Annotated in this window: 24 protein-coding genes and 1 riboswitch; of the genes, 13 read left to right on the top strand and 11 right to left on the bottom strand. The window is 68.8% G+C overall.

What is annotated here, in order from left to right:
* Positions 1 to 17 precede the first annotated feature (17 nt).
* From dapA to ACN6O8_RS04030, 3 genes are all read right to left on the bottom strand, one after another.
* On the bottom strand, positions 18 to 923 hold the full coding sequence (gene dapA / locus ACN6O8_RS04040) for a 4-hydroxy-tetrahydrodipicolinate synthase (protein ID WP_427989775.1): 906 nt from the start codon (positions 921 to 923) through the stop codon (positions 18 to 20).
* A gap of 87 nt (positions 924 to 1010) precedes the next feature.
* On the bottom strand, positions 1011 to 1658 hold the full coding sequence (locus ACN6O8_RS04035; protein ID WP_427989774.1) for a site-2 protease family protein: 648 nt from the start codon (positions 1656 to 1658) through the stop codon (positions 1011 to 1013).
* Positions 1659 to 1697: 39 nt separating this feature from the next.
* The gene (locus tag ACN6O8_RS04030) at positions 1698 to 2324 is read right to left on the bottom strand and encodes an L-threonylcarbamoyladenylate synthase (RefSeq protein WP_427989773.1); all 627 of its coding nucleotides are present in this window, start codon (positions 2322 to 2324) and stop codon (positions 1698 to 1700) included.
* An 88-nt stretch (positions 2325 to 2412) separates the two neighbouring features.
* Between ACN6O8_RS04030 and ypfJ the strand changes: the two genes are divergently transcribed.
* The 3 genes from ypfJ (at position 2413) to ACN6O8_RS04015 (ending at position 4749) form a co-directional block, all read left to right on the top strand.
* Positions 2413 to 3267, top strand: coding sequence for a KPN_02809 family neutral zinc metallopeptidase (gene ypfJ / locus ACN6O8_RS04025; RefSeq protein WP_427989772.1), 855 nt, complete (start codon positions 2413 to 2415; stop codon positions 3265 to 3267).
* A 181-nt stretch (positions 3268 to 3448) separates the two neighbouring features.
* The gene (locus ACN6O8_RS04020; RefSeq protein ID WP_427989771.1) at positions 3449 to 3985 is read left to right on the top strand and encodes a hypothetical protein; all 537 of its coding nucleotides are present in this window, start codon (positions 3449 to 3451) and stop codon (positions 3983 to 3985) included.
* On the top strand, positions 3982 to 4749 hold the full coding sequence (locus tag ACN6O8_RS04015; protein ID WP_427989770.1) for a DUF1828 domain-containing protein: 768 nt from the start codon (positions 3982 to 3984) through the stop codon (positions 4747 to 4749). Before ACN6O8_RS04020 ends, ACN6O8_RS04015 begins: the two co-directional genes overlap by 4 nt.
* A 19-nt stretch (positions 4750 to 4768) precedes the next feature.
* Here ACN6O8_RS04015 and ACN6O8_RS04010 read toward each other — a convergent pair whose 3' ends face one another.
* The 3 genes from ACN6O8_RS04010 to ACN6O8_RS04000 all read right to left on the bottom strand — a co-directional run bounded on the left by ACN6O8_RS04010 (position 4769) and on the right by ACN6O8_RS04000 (position 6789).
* Positions 4769 to 5041, bottom strand: coding sequence for a hypothetical protein (locus tag ACN6O8_RS04010; RefSeq protein ID WP_427990160.1), 273 nt, complete (start codon positions 5039 to 5041; stop codon positions 4769 to 4771).
* 226 nt (positions 5042 to 5267) lie between these two features.
* Positions 5268 to 5918: an N-acetyltransferase gene (locus tag ACN6O8_RS04005; RefSeq protein WP_427989769.1), complete on the bottom strand. Its 651-nt coding sequence runs from the start codon at positions 5916 to 5918 to the stop codon at positions 5268 to 5270.
* Between the two features lie 130 nt (positions 5919 to 6048).
* Positions 6049 to 6789 carry an ArsR/SmtB family transcription factor gene (locus ACN6O8_RS04000; protein WP_427989768.1) on the bottom strand — a complete coding sequence of 247 codons (741 nt, stop codon included), beginning with the start codon at positions 6787 to 6789 and terminating at the stop codon, positions 6049 to 6051.
* 77 nt (positions 6790 to 6866) lie between these two features.
* Between ACN6O8_RS04000 and ACN6O8_RS03995 the strand changes: the two genes are divergently transcribed.
* A complete protein-coding gene (locus tag ACN6O8_RS03995) occupies positions 6867 to 8159 on the top strand; it encodes an MFS transporter (protein ID WP_427989767.1) in 1293 nt (430 codons plus the stop codon).
* On the opposite strand, the gene ACN6O8_RS03990 is transcribed toward ACN6O8_RS03995, so the two are convergent.
* The 3 genes from ACN6O8_RS03990 to ACN6O8_RS03980 form a co-directional block, all read right to left on the bottom strand.
* Positions 8152 to 8781, bottom strand: a complete 630-nt coding sequence (locus ACN6O8_RS03990) for an FMN-binding negative transcriptional regulator (RefSeq protein WP_427989766.1) — start codon at positions 8779 to 8781, stop codon at positions 8152 to 8154. The genes ACN6O8_RS03995 and ACN6O8_RS03990 overlap by 8 nt on opposite strands.
* Positions 8782 to 8905: 124 nt before the next feature.
* Positions 8906 to 9391 (bottom strand): N-acetyltransferase family protein, encoded by a 486-nt coding sequence (locus ACN6O8_RS03985; RefSeq protein ID WP_427989765.1) that lies wholly within the window; start codon positions 9389 to 9391, stop codon positions 8906 to 8908.
* 29 nt (positions 9392 to 9420) lie between these two features.
* On the bottom strand, positions 9421 to 9615 hold the full coding sequence (locus ACN6O8_RS03980) for a hypothetical protein (protein WP_427989764.1): 195 nt from the start codon (positions 9613 to 9615) through the stop codon (positions 9421 to 9423).
* Between the two features lie 469 nt (positions 9616 to 10084).
* On the opposite strand from ACN6O8_RS03980, the gene ACN6O8_RS03975 reads away from it, so the two are divergent.
* The 6 genes from ACN6O8_RS03975 to ACN6O8_RS03950 all read left to right on the top strand — a co-directional run bounded on the left by ACN6O8_RS03975 (position 10085) and on the right by ACN6O8_RS03950 (position 14024).
* Positions 10085 to 10252, top strand: coding sequence for a hypothetical protein (locus ACN6O8_RS03975; protein ID WP_427989763.1), 168 nt, complete (start codon positions 10085 to 10087; stop codon positions 10250 to 10252).
* A gap of 123 nt (positions 10253 to 10375) precedes the next feature.
* Positions 10376 to 10747 carry a tRNA-binding protein gene (locus ACN6O8_RS03970; protein WP_427989762.1) on the top strand — a complete coding sequence of 124 codons (372 nt, stop codon included), beginning with the start codon at positions 10376 to 10378 and terminating at the stop codon, positions 10745 to 10747.
* A 46-nt stretch (positions 10748 to 10793) separates the two neighbouring features.
* Positions 10794 to 10964, top strand: a riboswitch (yybP-ykoY riboswitch).
* A gap of 9 nt (positions 10965 to 10973) precedes the next feature.
* On the top strand, positions 10974 to 11543 hold the full coding sequence (gene mntP, locus ACN6O8_RS03965) for a manganese efflux pump MntP (RefSeq protein WP_427989761.1): 570 nt from the start codon (positions 10974 to 10976) through the stop codon (positions 11541 to 11543).
* 195 nt (positions 11544 to 11738) lie between these two features.
* Entirely contained in the window at positions 11739 to 12962 is a 1224-nt protein-coding gene (locus ACN6O8_RS03960) for a phosphoadenosine phosphosulfate reductase (RefSeq protein WP_427989760.1), read from the top strand.
* The gene (locus tag ACN6O8_RS03955) at positions 12959 to 13504 is read left to right on the top strand and encodes an N-acetyltransferase (protein WP_427989759.1); all 546 of its coding nucleotides are present in this window, start codon (positions 12959 to 12961) and stop codon (positions 13502 to 13504) included. The genes ACN6O8_RS03960 and ACN6O8_RS03955 overlap by 4 nt, the downstream gene beginning before the upstream one ends.
* Entirely contained in the window at positions 13497 to 14024 is a 528-nt protein-coding gene (locus ACN6O8_RS03950) for a ParB N-terminal domain-containing protein (RefSeq protein ID WP_427989758.1), read from the top strand. The genes ACN6O8_RS03955 and ACN6O8_RS03950 overlap by 8 nt, the downstream gene beginning before the upstream one ends.
* On the opposite strand, the gene ACN6O8_RS03945 is transcribed toward ACN6O8_RS03950, so the two are convergent.
* Positions 13960 to 14829: a sensor histidine kinase gene (locus tag ACN6O8_RS03945; protein WP_427989757.1), complete on the bottom strand. Its 870-nt coding sequence runs from the start codon at positions 14827 to 14829 to the stop codon at positions 13960 to 13962. The two genes, ACN6O8_RS03950 and ACN6O8_RS03945, sit on opposite strands and share 65 nt — an antisense overlap.
* Positions 14826 to 15491 carry a winged helix-turn-helix domain-containing protein gene (locus ACN6O8_RS03940; RefSeq protein ID WP_427989756.1) on the bottom strand — a complete coding sequence of 222 codons (666 nt, stop codon included), beginning with the start codon at positions 15489 to 15491 and terminating at the stop codon, positions 14826 to 14828. The genes ACN6O8_RS03945 and ACN6O8_RS03940 overlap by 4 nt, the downstream gene beginning before the upstream one ends.
* Positions 15492 to 15561: 70 nt before the next feature.
* Between ACN6O8_RS03940 and ACN6O8_RS03935 the strand changes: the two genes are divergently transcribed.
* From ACN6O8_RS03935 to ACN6O8_RS03925, 3 genes are all read left to right on the top strand, one after another.
* Positions 15562 to 16347 (top strand): sulfite exporter TauE/SafE family protein, encoded by a 786-nt coding sequence (locus tag ACN6O8_RS03935; protein WP_427989755.1) that lies wholly within the window; start codon positions 15562 to 15564, stop codon positions 16345 to 16347.
* 372 nt (positions 16348 to 16719) lie between these two features.
* On the top strand, positions 16720 to 17289 hold the full coding sequence (locus tag ACN6O8_RS03930; protein ID WP_427989754.1) for a fimbrial protein: 570 nt from the start codon (positions 16720 to 16722) through the stop codon (positions 17287 to 17289).
* 184 nt (positions 17290 to 17473) lie between these two features.
* On the top strand, positions 17474 to 19936 hold the full coding sequence (locus ACN6O8_RS03925; RefSeq protein WP_427989753.1) for a fimbria/pilus outer membrane usher protein: 2463 nt from the start codon (positions 17474 to 17476) through the stop codon (positions 19934 to 19936).
* Positions 19937 to 19943: the final 7 nt, after the last annotated feature.

Here is a 19943-nt window from a genome sequence, read left to right as displayed (position 1 = left end):
ACGTATCCTCACGATATTTAGAGCAGGCCCGTTTCCTGGAGCGCGCGACGCACCGTTTCGTGGTGCTGCGCGCCCAGTTCCACCAGCGGCAACCGGTAGCCCAGTGCGGTGCGGCCCATTTCGGCCAGCGCCCACTTGACGGGAATAGGATTGGCTTCAACGAACAAAGCCTTGTTCAGACGGGCCAGGTGCGCATTAAGTTCACGCACCTTCGGCACATTGCCCGCCAGGGCGGCGGCGCACAAGTCGCGCATCAGCTTGGGCGCGACGTTGGCGGTGACGGAAATATTGCCGCGCGCGCCCAGCAGGATCAGGGCGGCGGCGGTGGGATCGTCGCCGCTGAACACCTGGAAGCTGGCCGGCGCCTCGCGCAGCAGCAGGCCGCCGCGGGCGATGTCGCCGGTGGCGTCCTTGATGCCGATGATGCCCGGCACCTGCGCCAGGCGCAGCACGGTATCGTTGCTCATGTCGGCCACGGTGCGGCCCGGCACGTTGTACAGGATGGTCGGCAGGTCCACGGCTTCCGCGATGGCGCGGAAGTGGCGGTACAGGCCTTCCTGCGACGGCTTGTTGTAGTACGGCACCACCGACAGGCCGGCCTGCGCGCCCACCGCCTTGGCGTGGCGCGTGAGGTGGATGGCTTCATCGGTGGAGTTGGCGCCCACGCCGGCGATGACCGGGATGCGGCCCGCCGCATGCTCGACCGCCACGCGGATCAGTTCCGCGTGTTCTTCCATGGAGACCGTCGGCGACTCCCCGGTGGTGCCCACCACCACCAGCGCATCGGTTCCTTCCTGGATATGCCAGTCGATCAACGACCGGTAGGCAGCGTAGTCCAGGCTGCCGTCGGGCTGCATCGGGGTCACGAGGGCCACCATGCTGCCCTGGAAATTAACGCCTGCGGCGGTTGCAGGGGATGCCATAAATGAGGGGCTCCAAAGCCCCACGGCGGGATGCCCCAGGGCCAGAATCAGTGAAACCGCTGAGTTTAACGGATATTGGCCAAATTCCTACAGAAACCACTGGACGATCGTCGTCCCCAAAGCCATTACCGGACGCATCAATATCCAGAGCACGTCGGTCACCAGCAGCACCACCACGATCACCAGGCCATACGGCTCGATTTTCGAATACTGCCAGGCCAGGCGGTTGGGCAGCAGGCTGAAAAGGATGCGTCCCCCATCCAGCGGCGGAATCGGCAGCAGGTTCAGCGCCATCAACACCAGGTTGACCTGCACCCCGGCCATCGCCATCTCGAACCAGAAGCTCTCCTGCATGCCGGTTTCCAGGAACAGGCGCAGCGAAAACACCCACAGGATGGCCATCAGCAGGTTGGCGGCGGGCCCGGCCAGCGCCACCCACAGCATGTCTTTCTTGGGCCGGCGCAGGCGGCCGAAATCCACCGGCACCGGCTTGGCCCAGCCGAACAGCATGCCCGGGCTGCCGAGCAGCTTGGACGTCAGCAGGATCACGGCCGGCACCAGCAGCGTGCCGATCGGGTCGATGTGGCGCGCCGGATTCAGGCTGACGCGGCCGGCCTGGTAGGCGGTCGGGTCGCCGAACAGGCGCGCCACATAGCCGTGCGCGGCCTCATGCAGCGTGATGGCAAAGATAACCGGTATCGCGTAAACCGCGATGGTCTGGATGATGTCATTCATGGCGAACCGGATTGTAGAGGAGCCGCGTGACCGGCCGTCTCAGGCCAGGCCCAGCGTGGCCGGATCGCCACGGCCCACGCGCACCACCACCGGCTCGTCGCTGGTCAGGTCGATCACCGTGGTCGGCGAATGCGGGCAGGCGCCGGCGTCGATGATGGCGGCCAGGTCGTGGTCGTAGCGCTCGCGGATGGCCTCGGCGTCGTTCAGGGCCTCGTCCTCGCCCTTCGGGATCAGGGTGGTGGACAGCAGCGGCGCGCCCATCTGCTCCAGCAGGCCGAGCATGACGGCGTGATCCGGCACGCGGATGCCGATGGTCTTGCGCGACGGATGCGAGACGCGCCGCGGCACTTCCTTGGTGGCTTCCAGGATGAAGGTCCAAGGCCCCGGCGTGGCGGCCTTGAGCAGCCGGTACTGGCGGTTGTCGACGCGCGCGAAGTGGCCGATCTCGGCCAGGTCGCGGCACAGCAGCGTCAGGTGATGGCGTTCGTCCAGGCCGCGCAGGCGGCGCAGGCCGTCGGCCGCGTTCTTGTCGTCCAGGCGCGCGACCACCGCATAGCTGGAATCGGTGGGCACCGCCACCAGGCCCCCGTCGTTCAGCCATTGGGCGGCCTGCTTGAGCAGGCGCGGTTGGGGATTCGCGGGGTGGATATCTAAATGGAGAGCCATGGGTTTATCCTAACACTCTTGAAGGCCGCTTCACCATCGCGGCACTGGCAACACATGGCGGCCTTGCCGGCCCGCCCGGAGACACAGTATGCGCCTGGATGATTCCCGCGAAAGCGACAACGTGGAAGACCGCCGCGCCGGCGGGCCGCGCATCGGCGGCCGTGGCACCATCGGCATCGGCACCATCGTGCTGGCCCTGGTGGCCATGTATTTCGGCGTCGACCCCAGCGTCGTGCTGCAGATGGCCGAAGGCCCGCCCGCGCAGCAGCAACCGGGCCCGGCCGCGCGGCCGCCCGCCAACGACCCGCAGGCGCGCTTCGTGTCCAAGGTGCTGGGCGAAACCGAGGACACCTGGAGCGCCCTCTTCCAGAAAGACCTGAACCGCCAGTACGTGCCGCCCAAGCTGGTGCTGTTCCGCGGCGCCACGCCCACCGCCTGTGGCACCGGCCAGGCCGCCATGGGCCCGTTCTACTGCCCCGGCGACAGCAAGGTCTACATCGACCTGGCGTTCTTCGACGAATTGCAGAACCGCTTCAAGGCCCCCGGCGATTTCGCCCAGGCCTACGTCATCGCGCACGAGGTCGGCCACCACGTGCAACACCTGCTGGGCATCTCCGACCAGGTCGACAACCTGCGCCGGCGCAACCCCGCGCAGGCCAACGCCCTGTCGGTGCGCATGGAACTGCAGGCCGACTGCTTCGCCGGCCTGTGGGCGCAGCGCGCCAACGCCGCCCGCAACATCCTCGAAAGCGGCGACGTCGAGGAAGCGCTGGCCGCCGCCACCGCCATCGGCGATGACCGGCTGCAGAAACAGAGCCAGGGCTATGTGGTGCCCGACACCTTCACCCATGGCTCCTCGGCGCAGCGCGTGCGCTGGTTCAAGCGCGGCCTGGAAAGCGGCAGCCTCAAGCAATGCGATACCTTCGCCGCCAGCGCGCTGTAGCCTGGCCTGGCGGCGCGCCGGCCGCCAGCCCTGTATATCCATCCAGTCAACAGGCCGGCCCCCTCTTCATCTTGTAAGATTACGCCCCCGCGCCCATCAGGCGGCGCGCGTCAGAGCCCCCGCGAGGGGGCTTTTCCGCTGGGCGGCCCGGCGGTGCATTTCCAGACTCTAGATCCGTTCCATGGCCAACAAGTTCGAACCGTTAATCACCCCTGATGAGGTGCAAGAGATCCTTGCGGAGCCCAAGGAAACCGTCAAACCGGTCACCTGGACCCCCAAGCCGGCCGCGCTCAGCCCCCAGTGGATGGAGTTCGCCAGCCCCTGCCGCATCAAGGGCGAAGTGCGCGACGACGTGATCTTCCGCGCCACCTACCGCGGCGCCCGCACCGACGTGCACGGCCAGGCCACGATCTTCCTGGCCGAAGCCTTCTGTGCCAGCCTGTTCGTCGGCCCGCACCGGGTCTTCGGCGTCGATACCGACGACGCCTTCCACACCAGTCTGGTGGGCGCGGGCCGCCCGCACTACCGCAAGCCGCTGGCGGACCGCAGCCATGCCCACCTCTGGGTGGACGAAGGCGAAGGCTATGCCGAACCCGTCGTGCCCGCCCTGCACACCATCGCCGAGCTGATGCAGTATTTCCTGCCGAGGGCCAACCTGACCCTGACCGGCGGTTTCGCGCATCCCCTCAAGGGCCGACAAATCGAACTGATCCTATGAGCAATTTCCTCGAAGCCGCCGGCTGGACCGTCCTGCCGGCGGGCGAACACGCCGTCCGCGCGATCGCGCCGATGACGCTGGGCCTGGACGGCCAGCACGCCGCATTTTTCATCGCCCATCCGGACGACGCCACCTTCTACCTCACCGACGCCTGTGAAACGGCGATGCACGCCTCCAGCTATGGCATCGACCTGGCGCCCAAGCGCATCGACATCCTCAACGAAACGCCGGGCGTGAGCCTGGCGCATTTCGACAAGTCGGGCGCCATCGTCGCCACCGGCCCCAACGAGCAATTGCAGGAAGCGCTGTGGGACGCGGTCAAGCTGGCCATGGCGCTGTCGTTCCAGTGCGCCAAGTGGATGCCGCGCTTCAGCCAATTGCGGTTCCGCGCCCAGGTCGGCCGGGCGCTGGCGGCCGGTGTCGGCCCCAACCGCATGGTCAAGGGCGCGCGCGCCAAGGGCAGCAGCGGCCATACCGCCGACTTCGCCTTCGCCGTGCGCGCCGCCAGCAGCACCGCGCTGACCTATATCGAACCGATCGCCCTCAAGGCCGGCAAGAAGATGGACTGGACGCAGGTCTACCAGACCCACGGCAAGATGTCGGACGTGAAAATGGCCGATGCGCGCAACTCGCGCATGGTGATCCTGGAAGACGGCGCCTCGGCCGAGGAATTGAAGAAGGCCGTGGCCATCCTCGAACAGTCGGCCAGCGTGCTGACGCTGGCCAAGACGCGCGACTGGAAAGCGGTGTTCGCCGCCGAATAAGCGCGCGACGCCGCGGCGCTCAGGACGCCATGTGAGTCAGGCCGTCGACGATCTCGCGGCCATGCAGGATGGCGGCGTGCACCGCCTCGCGCGGGCTGTAGACGAAGCCGCCCTCGGCAAAACGTGGCACAGGGTATTCATCGCCGCCTTCCTGCACGGCGCCCGCCTGGACCACCATGATCGATGCGATGAAGACGGGGCCGCTGGGCAGCGCCTGGACTTCAGCGCCGGCGCCCCGGGAAACCTTGGCCGTCAGCCGGTATCCCTTGTAGATCAAGTTGTTCTGATGCACTTCGGATGCCCTCTTTCTGCGATCCAGCATACCCCGGCTGTCCATGACAGTTTGGATATGTTTTGTAACGCCGACTGCCAATGGAAACACTGTTGCAATGCGGAAATTGCGTCCCCGTTTCCCTGGCGGGGCCGGCCGCGGCGCCGACAGGCAGGCGCGGCGCGGCTCGCGGACGGATGACGAGCCATCCATGGCGGGCCGCGCCGATCCGTCCCGGGGATTTCCCCTAGGGCTGTTGCGAAAGCGCACTTTCGGCCACCTGCATGCCGGTGGCGCGCAGGTAGTCCGGCAGGGCCCAGCCCCGGCCCAGCAGCAGCATGCGGGTGTGCAGGTCGCCCAGCACCGCGGGCGTGACGGCCGCGCCGAGATAGGTCAGCCGCTTGCGCCGCAGGTCGACGTAGCCCAGCGGATAATCCCGCGCCAGGCCCAGCCACAGGCGATGCGCGCCCACCGACTGGCGCGCCCCGCTCATGAGGCACAGGCCCGCCTCCAGGCCCCAGCGGTAGACCGCCGTGGCCAGCCCCATGCCCTGATAAGGCGCGGCGTATTTCGAATGCGGCGCGCGCACGTACGGATCGGCGCGCCGGCCCACTTCGATCAGACGGTTGAACACCGTATAGCCCGCCAGCCGGCCGCGCCGCGCGTCCACCACATACACGTAATACTCGCCGTCGGCTTCGCGGTAGCGAAGCACCAGGCCAGGAATCTCGGTTTGAACCTCCGGCAATCCATGCAGGCGATCCGAGGGTCGGTTCATGCGGTCGTGGATGGCATCGAGTTCGGCTTCCACTTCGCGCGGGCCGTGGTTGACGTCGATGCGCAATTCCGTCACGCAAGGCAAGGCGCGGCGGAGAACGTGCAGGGCCAGCGTAGGCAAGGCCACCTCCTGTACAGGGCAAATGCCCGATGAAAAAAAGATGAGCGCCCGCGGCCTGCCGGTCCGCGGGAGCGCGAAAGCGAATTCGAGGGAAAGCGCATGAAGCCGGGCGAGCCCCGGCCGGGGAACGCTAGGCGGCGTGGCCGCCCTTCAGGTTCCAGTCCACCGCGTCGGCGGCCGCCTCCCCGGGCATGCCGAAAAACGCGGGAAACTGCCGCGCGCCCTTGCGGGTGACGGACAGCGCGCGCGAATCCAGGTCCTTGTCGACCCAGCCACGTTGCAAAAGCGCCTCCAGCAAGGCGGCGCCCAGCGCGCCGCCCAGGTGCGAACGGCGCTCGCTCCAGTCCAGGCACGGGCAGGCGAAACGGCGGCGGCGCTGGCGCGCCCGCGCCGCGTCCACCCCGACCTGCGCCAGCGACGCCTCGCCCAGCGGCGTCAACGCATAATCGCGGCCATCGGCCGCCAGCCACTGGCGCGCCAGCATCGCATCGTGGATGCGCACCGCCAGCGTGCCGGCCATGTGGTCATAGCAGGTACGCGCCTCGCGCAAGGCCGACGGCGTGTTGGGCTGGAACGGCGCGCGTTCGGCGCCCGCCACCACCAGCAACGCCTCCAGCGCCCGCGCCACGTCGGCGTTGGCCAGCCGGTAGTAGCGGTGCTTGCCTTGCGCCGCCTGCGCCACCAGACCCTGTTCGCGCAGCCGCTGGAAATGGCTGCTGGCCGTGGACGCGCCGATGTCGGCGGCGGCCGCCAGCTCGGTGGCGGTGCGGGCGCGGCCATCGAGCAGTTGGCACAGCATGCGGGCCCGCGCCGGATCGGCGATGGCGCCGGCGACGGCCGAAAGATTGATGTCGGCGAACTCGGATTCCATGATTCGGCGTGGATCAAAGTGTTGTGTACGGGGGCAAGCATACTGCGTCTCATCGCAACAAGACAGCGGCCCGCGCCATGCGCCACCCTACGCCTTTCTTCGGTTGGAAAGTCCTCTACGCCACCTTCGTGCTGGCGGTCTTCGGCTGGGGCGTGGGCTTTTACGGCCCGCCCGTGTTCCTGCACGCGGTGGTGCAGCGCACCGGCTGGAGCGTGACACTGGTGTCCGCCGCCGTCACGCTGCATTTCCTGTGCGGCACGCTGATCGTGGCCAACCTGCCGCGCCTGTACCGGCGCTGCGGCGTGCCGGCCGTGACGCTGGCCGGGGCCGTGGCGCTGGCGCTGGGCGTGTCCGGCTGGGCGCGCGCGGCCGAACCGTGGCAGTTGTTCGTGGCCGCGCTGTTTTCGGGCATGGGTTGGGTGACGCTGGGCGCGGCCGCGGTCAACGCGCTGATCGCGCCCTGGTTCGTCAAGCGCCGGCCGGCCGTGCTGGGCATGGCCTACAACGGCGCCAGTGTCGGCGGCATTGTGTTCTCGCCGCTGTGGGTGTTTCTGATCGCCGGCCACGGTTTCGCGCAGGCGGCCTGGTGGGTGGGCGCGACGATGGTGCTCGTCATCGCGCTGCTGGCGCGCCGGGTGTTCGCCGTCACCCCGCGGCAGTTGGGCCAGCAGCCCGACGGTGCGCCGCCGCAGGCGCCCACGGCGGCGGCGGTCTCGTCCCTGCCGCGCGTCTCGCGGCTGTGGCGCGACCGCGCCTTTCTGTCGCTGGGCGCGGGCATGGCGCTGGGGCTGTTCGCGCAGATCGGCCTGATCGCGCACCTGCTGTCGCTGCTGGCGCCGCTGCTGGGCGCGCAGACCGCCGGCATCGCCATGGGGCTGGCCACCGCCAGCGCCATCGCCGGGCGCAGCCTGGTGGGCTGGCTGATGCCGCCCGCCGCCGACCGCCGCCTGGTGGCCTGCCTGTCGTACGGCGCGCAGATCGCCGGCTCGCTGGTGCTGATGCTGGCGGTGAACCACCCCTGGGCCGTGTGGCTGGGCGTGCTGCTGTTCGGCGCCGGCATCGGCAACGCCACCTCGCTGCCGCCGCTGATCGCGCAGACCGAATTCGCGCGCGAGGACGCGGCGCGGGTGGTGCCGCTGATCGTGGCGGTGTCGCAAGGCGCCTATGCCTTCGCGCCGGCCGTGTTCGGCGCGCTGCGCGCGCTGTCCGGCCACGGGCCGCATCCGCTGTTCTGGTTCCTGGCGGTGGCGGCGGGCTTGCAGGCGGCGGCCATCGCCTGCCTGGCAGGCGGGCGCGGCGCCGCGCGCCGGCGGCGCCCGCACGCGGCCGGCGCGGCTCAAGATCAGGCCGCGCCAACGCGGCTCAATTGAGCCCGCCGCGGCGCGCCACCAGGCCGGCCATAACGGCATCGCCCTGTTCGGCCAGCCCCACCGCCACGCCCTGGCGGTCGGCGGCGTTGCGGTTCTGGCTGACCTTCCACTTGCCTTCGATGCGCGTGATGGCGATTTCCACGCCGACGATGGCGCGCATCTGCGCGGCAATGAAATCCCCGGGCGCGTCCTCGACCCGCCAGGGCTGCGCCCGCGCTTGCTCCTGCGCGTCGGTCAGCGCGCCGATCTGCGCCCGCACCCAGGCCGGATCGTCGTGCAGCGTCGGCCTGCCCCAGACGTGCACGGCCACGAAATTCCAGGTCGGCACCACCTTGTGTGTCTCGGCCTTGGTGGCGTACCAGGAGGGCGTGATGTAGGCCTGCGCGCCCTGGAACACCAGCAGGCATTCGGCGCCGGCGGCCAATTCCCCACACTGCGGATTGGCGCGCGCCAGATGCAGCCGCAGCACGCCCCGCGGCCCCTCGGGATAAAGCAGACAGGGAATGTGGTTGGCCATCAGCCCGCCCTCCCCGCTGGTCATCAGCACCCCAAGGGGATGGGCGCGGATGAAATCGTGCTGGACCTCCAGCGAGTCTTCACGGAAAGCGGACGGCAGGTACATGACGGATGGCGTGAGCTGAGGGGAAAAACACACCATAGCGCCGCCCTGGCCCCATTGCCAGAGCCATATGATCATCAAATCATGGAGCCACCGCGACCGCCGGCCGCGATCGGGCGCCCGGCGTTCAGCCCAGCGGCTTGACCAGCAGCACGGTGGTAAAGCCGCTGTCCCATTCCTCATCGGGATAGGTATCGACTTCGGCATAGCCGTGCTTGCGGTAGAACGCGCGGCTCTGGGTGTTGAAGGTATCGGTCTCCAGCCGCGCCTGGGCATGCCCGTCGGCGCGCATGCCGGCCTCGGCCAGCGCCAGCAGCGCCGCGCCGACGCCTCGGCGTTGCAGCGCCGGATGCACGTGCAGCGCCCAGATGAAGTTCTGTTCCCAATCGACCATGCCCGCCACGCGGCCATCGGCCTCGCACACATGAAAGCGCGCGCCGCGCTCGGCGACATAGCGCGGGATCTTGCCGCTGTCGAGGAAATAGCGGTACTTCTGCGGCGTCATCTGCGGCCGCCAGGTGCCTTCGTAGGTACGTGTCAGCACGTCTTGCAGCGCCGCCGCATCGTCGGGACGCGCCGGCCGGATCGTCAGGGAGGTAGTGGATTGCGTCATGCGCGGCAGTGTAGCAACCGCGCCGCCCCTTATCGTCGGATGCGTTCGTAGGCCTGGCTCATGCGCTCGCGCGCCGCGGTCTCGCGCGCACAGGCGCGGTCATAGCTGGCCAGGCATTCCGGCGTCGGGTCGGGCCATTTGATCGCGGCGATCGCATGAGTGAGCTCGTCGCGCGCGCGCTGCCATTCCTTGACGGCGGCGTACCATTCCTTGCTCGTGTCCATAGTTCTCTCCCTATGTGCACGGGCCCATCGTAGTCCCGCTGGCGCCGCTGGCAATAGAGACTTTCGCCGATGCGAAGGGATGAGTCCGGATGCCATCCGGACGATGGCGGCGGCGCGGCCGGATCCGCCGGCGCGGTAGAATGCCGCTTATCCGCACGCGACCCGGGTGTCGCCGCGCGGATAGCGGCAGGCGCCGCGGCATGCGCGGCGCGCCGACCCGGTCTGTTGCCGCGTGCGTGCCGGCACCGGCCCGACCCCGCGACCGCAATCGCGGGCCCCCTACAACCCCACACGACACACGCCCCCATCAATCAGTGAACGCACCGCCGCCGCGGCGGTCGTATGGCAGCCGGCGCCATGCCGCGCTTGCCGCTCCCCTCATCTCGCTGCGATGAATATTGACGTCAACCCTCACTTACTCACGGCCACGGCAAATGCTACTGTTCCGCCTGTGCAAGGAGTACAAGCAATGGATCAGAAAACGAAACCCTGGGCCTTTCCCAAACCCCATCCGGAAAACACCCTGCGGGGCGAACGAAACAAACAGGAGTTCGACACGCCGCCGGTAAGCCAGGCGCCCGCCGCCAAGCCGCGCGGCAAGAAACCGGCGCCCCCGGCGGCGGCCGGCAAAGCCTGACGCATCCATGTCGCCCCGCGCGCCGCGGCCGGCGGTCAACGACGTTGCCTTCCCCCCAAGCGGCCGCGCCCGCCAGCGCCACGCTCGCCCCCGCGCGCGCCCCACCCACCGTCACATCGCGCCATGCACTACACCCAGGATCCGAACACCCCGCCCGCCGCCACCGTCAGCTTCGACGACTTCATGACGATCGACATCCGCGTCGGCACCATCATCGCCGCCGACCCGTTTCCCGAAGCGCGCAAGCCGGCCTACAAGCTCACCATCGATTTCGGCGCCGGCGTCGGCGTCAAGAAAAGCTCGGCGCAGATCACCGGCCGCTACACGCTCGACGAACTGGTGGGCAAGCGCGTGCTGGGCGTGGTCAACTTCCCGCCGCGCCAGGTCGGCCCGGTGCGCTCGGAAGTGCTGGTCCTGGGCCTGGCCGACGACGCCGGCCACACCATCCTGGTGACCCCCGAACACGCCGTCCCCAATGGCGCCCGCCTGACCTGAACCCGCCTGTCACAGCGGCGCCACGCGCCGTTTGGTACACTGCGGGCCTCCCTGGGGAGTAGCCTCTTCCGGCCCCGTCCGGAAGTGCCCGCGTCAACACTCTTGGCCCTCCTGGCCATGGCGCGCGCGACCGACACGGTCAGGCGAGACCACGGACTTCTCCATAGCTCACGACCGGGCGATATGGACGAGTCTGTGTGTTTCGCCCGGTCGGAGCCTCTCCCGCATGAACGCCCTCTCCACCCTCGTCCTGGCTTTCGCCATGTCCACCGACGCCTTCGCCGCCGCGGTCGGCAAAGGCGCCGCCCTGCACAAGCCGCGCCTGTCCGAAGCCCTGCGCACCGGCGTGATATTCGGCGTGATCGAAGCCATCACACCCGTGATCGGCTGGGCGCTCGGCTCGGTGGCGGCGCGCTACGTGCAGCAATGGGATCACTGGATCGCCTTCGTCATGCTCTGTATCCTGGGCGGCATGATGATCCGCAACGGCCTGGCCGCGGATCACAACGAAGCCGCGCCGCCGGTCGGCCGCCATTCCTTCTGGCTGCTGGCCGCCACCGGTTTCGCCACCAGCATCGACGCCATGGCGGTCGGGGTGAGCCTGGCCTTCATCGACACCAATATCGTCGTCACCGCGCTGGCCATCGGCCTGACCACCATGCTGATGGTCACCCTGGGGGTGATGGTCGGCCGCCTGATCGGCAACGTCGCCGGCAAGCGCGCCGAGGTGCTGGGCGGCCTGGCGCTGATCGGCATCGGCGCCACCATCCTGTACGAACACCTGAAGGCCGCGTAAGGCGCGGGCCGGCGCGCCGCGACGCACCGGGTGCCGCGCTTCAAAGTCGGACGCAATGACCACTTTGGCGACGCGGGTTCGGGCTATCCTCACAGGCCTGTCGCAGCGGATATGCATAAATCTGCCCTGGCCGGCAGATACCTGGCGCGGCAACCGCGCGCCGCGTCCGCAACGCTGCGCAAGAGGAGGAAAAGCATGGCGGTCAAACACTACCGCGACTGCAACGTCCTCGAGGCCGCCCGCGACCGCATCCGCCTGGTGTTCAAACACTTCGACCGCGTCTGCGTCGCCTTCTCCGGCGGCAAGGACAGCTCCGTCACGCTGCACCTGGCGCTGGAGGTCGCGCGCGAAATGGGGCGTGGCCCGGTGCACGCGGTGTTCATCGACCTCGAAGGCCAATACCAGGCCACCATCGCGCACGTCACCGAAATGTTCGACCGGCCGGACGTGCGGCCCTGGTGGATCTGCCTGCCCATCAACCTGCGCAACGCCTCCAGCCTGCGCGAACCCTACTGGTGCGCCTGGGAGCCCGGCCGCGAGGCCGATTGGGTGCGGCCGCTGCCGCGCCACCCCGCGGTGATCAACGACCCCGACTATTTTCCGTTCTTCCGCCATCGCATGGAGTTCGAGGAATTCGTTCCCGAATTCAACGATTGGCTGGCGCGCGACGCCTCCACCGCGTTCCTGGTCGGCATCCGTTCCGACGAATCGCTCAACCGCTACCTGGCGGTCAAGCGCCGCAGCAAGAAGTGCGCCTGGACCCCGCCCGGCGGGCGCAAGGCGCTGGCCTGGAGCACCCGCGACAAGCTGCGCGAACGCGCCGTCACCTTCTTTCCCATCTACGACTGGAAGTTCGAGGACCTCTGGCGCTACACCGGCGAACACGGCCACGCCTACAACCGCCTGTACGACCAGATGCTGCGCGCCGGCGTGTCGTTCTCGCAGATGCGCATCTGCCAGCCCTATGGCGACGACCAGCGCAAGGGCCTGGATCTGTTCCACAAGCTCGAACCCGCCACCTGGTTCCGCGTGGTCCAGCGCGTCGAGGGCGCCAACTACGCGGCGCGCTACTGTCGCCAGCGCTTTCTGGGCTATCGCGGCGGGCTGGGCCTGCCGCCCACCTTCGACACCTGGCGCCAGTACAGCCAGTTCCTGCTCGACAGCATGCCGGCCACGCTGCGCCAGGTCTACGTGCGCCGCATCGACGTCTTCATCGCCTGGTGGGAACGGCACGGCCAACCGATAGCCATGTGGCCCGACGCCGGCGTGCCCGACCTCGAAAACCGCAAGATGCAGCCCTCCTGGCGCCGCATCGGCCTGTCGTTGCTCAAGCAGGACATGGCCCGTTCGCTGTCGTTCGGCCCGGCGCGGCGCGACATCGACAACCTGCTTGTCCCCGCCTCGCGGACCTCCCCATGACCGCCCTGAACCAATACGACTTCCTGCACCTGCGCTCGTATGACGACGAGGCCGCCTTCTTCGCCCACATGGGCCGCTTCTTCGCCAGCGCCACCGTGCGCCGCGACTGCGGCGGCTACCCGCTGAACGACAGCCCGCGCCACCGTTGGTTCGTGGTGCGGCGGCGCGGCCAGAAGCGACTGCTGGGCTTCGTCGGCATCGAACTGCTCAGCGGCGCCGTGCGCATCCGCGACGGCTACATCCGCCCCGAGGCGCGCCAGCGCGGCCTGTTCCGCGAACTGCGGCGCCAGGTGCTCGAATACATCGACGAACTCGACCAGCCCTGCACGCTGCGGGTGCCGCACGATTGCGCGCCGCTGCTGCTGCCGCACGGCTTTCGCGTCCAGTCCTCGCGGGGCAGCTGGGTCACACTGAAAAGGAACACGCATGCCACAAGTGACGGATCTGGAGAACCGGGCCCGGGCCCTGTTCGAGGAATTGCGGCACCTGCCCCTGAAGTCGCGTATCGACGCCATCAACCGGATCCGGCGCTGCTTGCATGAGCACAGCCCGTTCGCGGCCGAGCCGGTCGATTGCGTGCAATGGATTCCCGGCCATCTGGTCGAGGCCAACGACTACAACCCCAACAGCGTCGCGCCACCCGAAATGCGGCTGCTGGAACTGTCGATCGCGGCCGACGGCTACACCCAGCCCATCGTCGCCCACCATGCGGCGGCCAATTGCTACGTGGTGGTCGACGGTTTCCACCGCCAGCGCGTCGGCAAGAAAAAAGGCCCGATCCAGGCGCGCGTGCACGGCTACCTGCCGCTGGTGACGATCCGCCCCGGCCGCGACGCGGCCGCCGACCGCATCGCCGCCACCATCCGCCACAACCGCGCCCGTGGCGTGCACGGCGTGATGCCCATGACCGACATCGTGGTGCGCCTGTTGCAGGCCGGCTGGAACGACGCCGACATCGCGCGCCAGCTCGGCATGGACGCCGACGAAGTGCTGCGCTTCAAACAGGTGTCGGGCCTGCCCGAGCTGTTCCAGGACCATGGCTACTCGCGCTCCTGGGAATAGCGGCGGCCAGCGGCAGGCTCAGGCGCGCGCACAAGCCGCCTTCCGGAGCCGGCGCCAGCACCAGCATGCCGCCATGGCGCGCCGCGATGGTGGCCACGATCGACAAGCCCAGGCCCGCGCCCTCGACCTGGCGCTGACCGCGCCAGAACGGCTCGGCCGCCTGCGCGCACTGCGCCGGCGTCAGCCCCGGGCCATGGTCGCGCACCGCCACCACCAGCCAGTCCATGACGATCGCCGCATCCACCTCCACCGGCCTCTCCGGCGGCGAATACTTGAGGGCGTTGTCCACCAGGTTGCGCACCGCGCAGTCCAGCAGGGTGTCCGGCAGGGCCGCCAACGGCCGCGCGTCGGGCAGGCGCCAGCACACCCGCGCCGGCTTGCGGCCAGCCACCCGCTCCAGCACCGCCACCGCGTCGCAGGCGCACGAGGGGTCGGCGTCATCGCCATCGGCGCGGGCCAGCACCAGCAATTGTTCGATCAGCCGCTGCAGGCGCTCGGTGCCCGCCAACGCATGCGCGATCGCCTGGCGGCTGGCGCCGTCCTGCGCCGCCGGCAGGCGTTGCAGCACCTGCAGATGAGTCTTGATGGCGGTGACCGGCGAACGCATCTCGTGCGCCGCGTGATCCGAGAAATGCCGCTCGCGCCGCAGCATTTCCTCCATGTGGCGCGACAGGTGCGCCAAGGTGCGCGCGGCCGGCCCGCGCCCGCCGCCAAACCGCGGCAGCAAGTGGCCGGCCAGCAGCCCGGCCGCCACGCCCGCCAGCCAGGCCAACGCCAGCAGCACCAGGCGCCCGTCCGCGTTCATGGCGCCGGCGTGCCGAGCCGGTAGCCCCAGCCGCGCACGGTTTCGATGAGGTCGGCGCCCAGCTTGCGGCGCAGCTTGTGAATGTGCACGTTGACGGCGTTGCTCTCGACCCGGTCATCGAAGCCGTACAGGCTGTCGCGCAGTTGATCCATGGTGAGAATCTGCCCGGGATGCTGCAACAGGGTCGTGAGCAAGGCCAGTTCGCGCCGTTGCAGCGTGACGCGAACGCCATCCAGCAGCACCTCGCCGCGCGACAGGAACAGCGTCAGGCGGCCGTGGTCGATGCGGTCGGTGCTGTGTCCGGCCGCGCGCCGGATCACCGCCTGCAGGCGCGCGCCCAGCTCGTCCAGGTCGAACGGCTTGGGCAGGTAGTCGTCGGCGCCGGCGCGCAACGCGCCAACCCGGTGGAGCACCCCCGAGCGGGCGCTCAGCACCAGCACCGGCACGCCCTGGCGGCGCGCGCGCCACTTGGCCAGCAGCGTCATGCCGTCGCCGTCGGGCAGGCACAAGTCCAACACACAGGCACTGACGTGGGACGTCTGCACCGCCAGGTCGGCCTGGCGCAGGGTGCCGACCGCGTCGACCACGAAGCCCTGCAGTCCCAGCCCGGCCTGGATCGCCAAGGCGATCGAAGCGTCATCCTCGACCAACAAAATGCGCATCGCAGACTCCCATGTCCCGGCACGTTATACTTATTTGAAGTAATAAGTTAATTTCTAAAAGTTATTAACCATGTTGACCGCGACCCTGCTCGGACTTTGCATCGGCGTCTGCCTGGGCCTGACCGGCGCGGGCGGCGGCATCCTGGCGGTGCCCGCGTTGATGTTCGGACTGGGCCTGACGCTGACGCAGGCGGCGCCGGTGGCGCTGATCGCCGTGGGCATCGCCTCGGCGGTGGGCGCCTTGCAGGGCCTGCTGCGCGGCCTGGTGCGCTACAAGGCCGCCATGCTGATGGCGGCGATGGGCGCGCTGACCGCACCCCTCGGATTGTCGCTGGCGCGCCGGTTGCCGGCGCATTGGCTTAGTCTGACATTTGCCGGCGTGATGCTGCTGGTGGCGGCGCGCATGGCGCGGCAATCGCGCCGCCGCGCGCCAGCCGGCGTCGCCCCGCCCAAGCCGTGCCGGCTGTCGCCCGAGACCGGCCGCTTCGTCTGGAACCGCGTGACTGCCGCCACGCTGGGCGCCATCGGCGCCGTGTCCGGGCTCTGCACCGGCATGCTGGGCGTGGGCGGCGGCTTCATCATCGTGCCGGCGCTGACGCACTTCAGCGACGCGCGCATGATCAGCATCGTCTCCACCTCGCTCATGGTCATCGCGCTGGTATCGGCCGCCACGGTCAGTTCGGCGCTGCTGCACGGCCTGACACTGCCGGCGGCGCAATGGGCCTTCGTGGCCGCCGCCGTCGCCGGCATGGCGGCCGGCCGCATGGTGGCGCCGCGCGTGCCGCAAGCGGTGCTGCAACGGGTCTTCGCGGCGGTCTGCGTGGTGGTCGCCGCCGTGCTCGCCTGGCGCGCCTGACTCCCGGGCGGCCGCGCGCCCAGCGGGCCGTGTGGCAAGGTTTGACGTACCGTCGCGGGGCGCCCGCCCGCAAGCCAGACCAGTCTGACGCGTAATTAACGTTCAGATAATTCGCGCCATGCACGATCATCGGCATGACGCAAAAAACGCATATCCCTTCGCGTGCCTGGCAGCTTTTCTCGCGCCTGCCAGCGACGCATTCCCGCGCGGCCCGCTTCCTGCTGTCCGCCGCTTCCCGCTCCCCGCCCTCCCCGGCCCCCCGCCCGGCGTTTGCCGTTGACGGCGCGGGCCTGCCCGGCCCTTCGATTTTTTAAACCACTGCGCGGCATTCAGCGCAGGAAAGCCCCCCACGGATATCAAAAAGGACTATCCATGTTTAAGAAAACGCTCCTCGCCACCGCAACCAGCGCCGCCCTTCTGGGGCCGCTGTCCTCGTTCGCTGCCGGTGACATGGGCCAAGGCACCATCACCTTCACCGGCTCGGTCACCGAAGCGCCGTGCAGCATCACGGCCGCCGACTCGAACCAGGTCATCGACCTGGGCCAGATCTCCAAGAAAGACCTGAACGCGGCCAACAAGTTCTCCGCCTCGGTGCCGATCTCCATCCACCTCACGGGTTGCACCTTCGGTGCGGCAACCGGCACGCCCGCCACCAACATGTCGAAGGTCGGCATCGCCTTCACCGGCGCCACCACCGACGCGACGACCGGCAAGCTCACCAACACCGGCAGCGCCACCAACGTCGTGGTGCAGATCCTCGACAAGAGCAACGCCACCCCCGTCAATTTCAACACCGCGCCCTCGGCCGCCAACGCGACGCAGATGACCGACGGCGGCGGCCCCGCCAACGCCCTGAACTTCTTCGCGCGCCTCTTTGCCACCGGCGTCGGCGGTGCCGGTACGGTCAACAGCTCGGTCACCTACACGCTGAGCTATTTCTAAACGTCGCGGCGCTGCCCGCGTCCGCGCCCAGGTCCCCGCCGCCCATGCGGCGGGGCGCCGCCGGCGCGCCCGTTTTCGTCCCGAGGTGGCCGCCGCGCCACGTCGCCGCCGAGGTTTTCCGGCACCCCCTCACGCCGGAGAGACGGCAAAAGACATCATGACCCTGGCCCGTTTGGCATCCATCATGGCAATCAGTACTTTTGTGCTATCGGCGCAGGCCACGGAATTCAGCAGCGGCTTTCTCAATACCAAAGACAAGCGCAACATCGACTTGTCGACCTTCAGCCGCGACGGCTACGTCGCGCCCGGCGCCTATCTGGTGGACTTCTACCTGAATCAGCGGCTGATCCAGGGCCAGTACCTGGTCAAGGCCGTGCCGGTGATCGACGACGGCACGGTGTTCTGTATCACTCCAGGGATGCTCGACATGCTTACGCTCAAGGACGACGCGGTCGCGCGGCTGGCCCGCGTCAACACCGCGCAGGGCCCCTGCATCGACCTGGACACGCCCGTCAGCAAGGTCGACTACAGCCCCGACAACCAATCGCTGACGGTGACGGTGCCGCAGGCCTGGCTGCAATACCAGGACCCCGACTGGGTGCCGCCGACGCGCTGGAGCCACGGCGTCAATGGCGTGCTCCTGGACTACAACCTGCTGGCCAACCGCTACACGGCGCGGCAGGCGGGCGATTCCTCCAGCTACACGCTGTACGGCACCGCCGGCCTGAACCTGGGCGCCTGGCGCCTGCGCAGCGACTACCAGTACAACCGCTACGACAGCCGCGGCGGCACGCAGGCCAGCTTCAGCCTGCCGCAAACCTATCTGTTCCGGCCGCTGCCGCAATGGCGCTCCCGGCTGACGCTGGGCCAGACCTACCTGGCGTCCTCCATCTTCGATCCGTTCCGCTTCGCCGGCATCACGCTGGCCAGCGACGAGCGCATGCTGCCGCCGTCGCTGCAAGGCTACGCGCCGCAGGTGACCGGCATCGCCAACAGCAACGCGCAGGTGACGGTCAGCCAGAACGGCCGCCTGCTGTACCAGACGCGGGTGTCGCCCGGCCCCTTCGTGCTGCCGGCGCTGAACCGCAACATCAGCGGCAACCTGGACGTGACGCTGCAGGAAAGCGACGGCACCACCCGCAGTTGGCAGATCACCACCGCCAGCGTGCCCTTCATGACGCGCAAGGGCAACCTGCGCTACCAGGTGTCGGCCGGGCGGCCGTTGTTCGGCGGCCGCGCCAGCAACCAGATGGCCACCCCCGGCTTCATCATGGGCGAGGCCACCTGGGGCGCGTTCAACGACACCTCGCTGTATGGCGGCCTGATCGCCACCAACGGCAACTACCATGCGCTGGCGCTGGGCGCCGGCCAGAACCTGGGCGTGCTGGGCGCGCTGTCGGCCGACATCACGCGCTCGGATGCGCGGCTGCCGTTCTCGGAAGCGCCGCGCCGCATCGGCTACAGCTACCGCGTCAACTACGCCAAGACCTTCGACGGCCTGGGCAGCACCATTGCCTTCATGGGATACCGGTTCTCGGGGCGGCACTTCCTGTCGCTGCAGGATTACATCGCGCGCGCGGCCCTGCGCGATGAGTACTTCCGCGAGGAGAAGCAGAGCTACACGGTGGCGTACAGCCAGTACCTGCGCGCGCTGAACATGAGTGTGTCGCTGTCGCTGAGCCGGCTGAACTACTGGAACGACAGCGCCAGCAACAACCACTACATGCTGTCGCTCAGCAAGAGCGCCAGCTTCGGCGCGTTGCGCAACGTCAGCCTGTCGCTGTCGTTCGCGCGCACCCAGGGCTTGTACGGCCAGACCGAAAACCAGGTCTACGCCACGCTCAGCATTCCGCTGGGCGACAGCCGCCAATTCAGCTACGGCTACCAGAACGGCGGCAGCGGCCGCATGCAGCACACCGCCGGCTACACCGACTTCAGCAGCCCGGACACCACCTGGAACCTGAGCGCGAGCGACGAACGCAGCGCCGACGCGCAGCGCCAGAGCCTGAGCGGCAACATCCAGAGCCGCACGCCCTACGGCCGCGCCAGCGCCGACTTCACCGTGCAGCCGGGCCAGTACCGCAACATCGGCCTGAACTGGTATGGCTCGCTGACGGCCACGGCCGCGGGCGCGGCGTTCAGCCAGCCCGGCGCCGGCAACGAGCCGCGCATGATGATCGACACCGACGGCATCGGCGGCGTGCAGGTGGACAACGGCAGCGGCATCACCAACCGCTTCGGCATCGCGGTGGTCAATGGCGTATCGAGCTATCACGAGAGCAGCATCTCGGTGGACGTGAACGCGCTGCCCGACGGCGTGGAAGTGGCCGACTCGATCGTCGGCCAGGTGCTGACCGAAGGGGCCATCGGCTACTCGCGCATCCGCGCCAGCCAGGGCGAGCAGATCCTGGGCCTGGTGCGGCTGGCCGACGGCAGCAGTCCGCCGCTGGGCGCGCTGGTGCTGTCCACCCGCACCGGCCGCAGCGCCGGCATGGTGGGCGACGACGGGCTGGTCTACCTGAGCGGCTTGGAGGCGCAGGACCGCGACGCGCTCACCGTGACCTGGGCCGGCGAGCGGGAATGCCACCTGACCCTGCCCGGCCAGGCCGCCCTGGACGCGGGGCCCCTGCCCATGGCCTGCCAATGACGCCGCC

The organism is Achromobacter sp., assembly GCF_050285565.1.
Lineage (GTDB): Bacteria > Pseudomonadota > Gammaproteobacteria > Burkholderiales > Burkholderiaceae_B > Achromobacter.
Note: the sequence above shows the minus strand (reverse complement) of the source record. Positions and strands in the feature narration are given on the sequence as shown.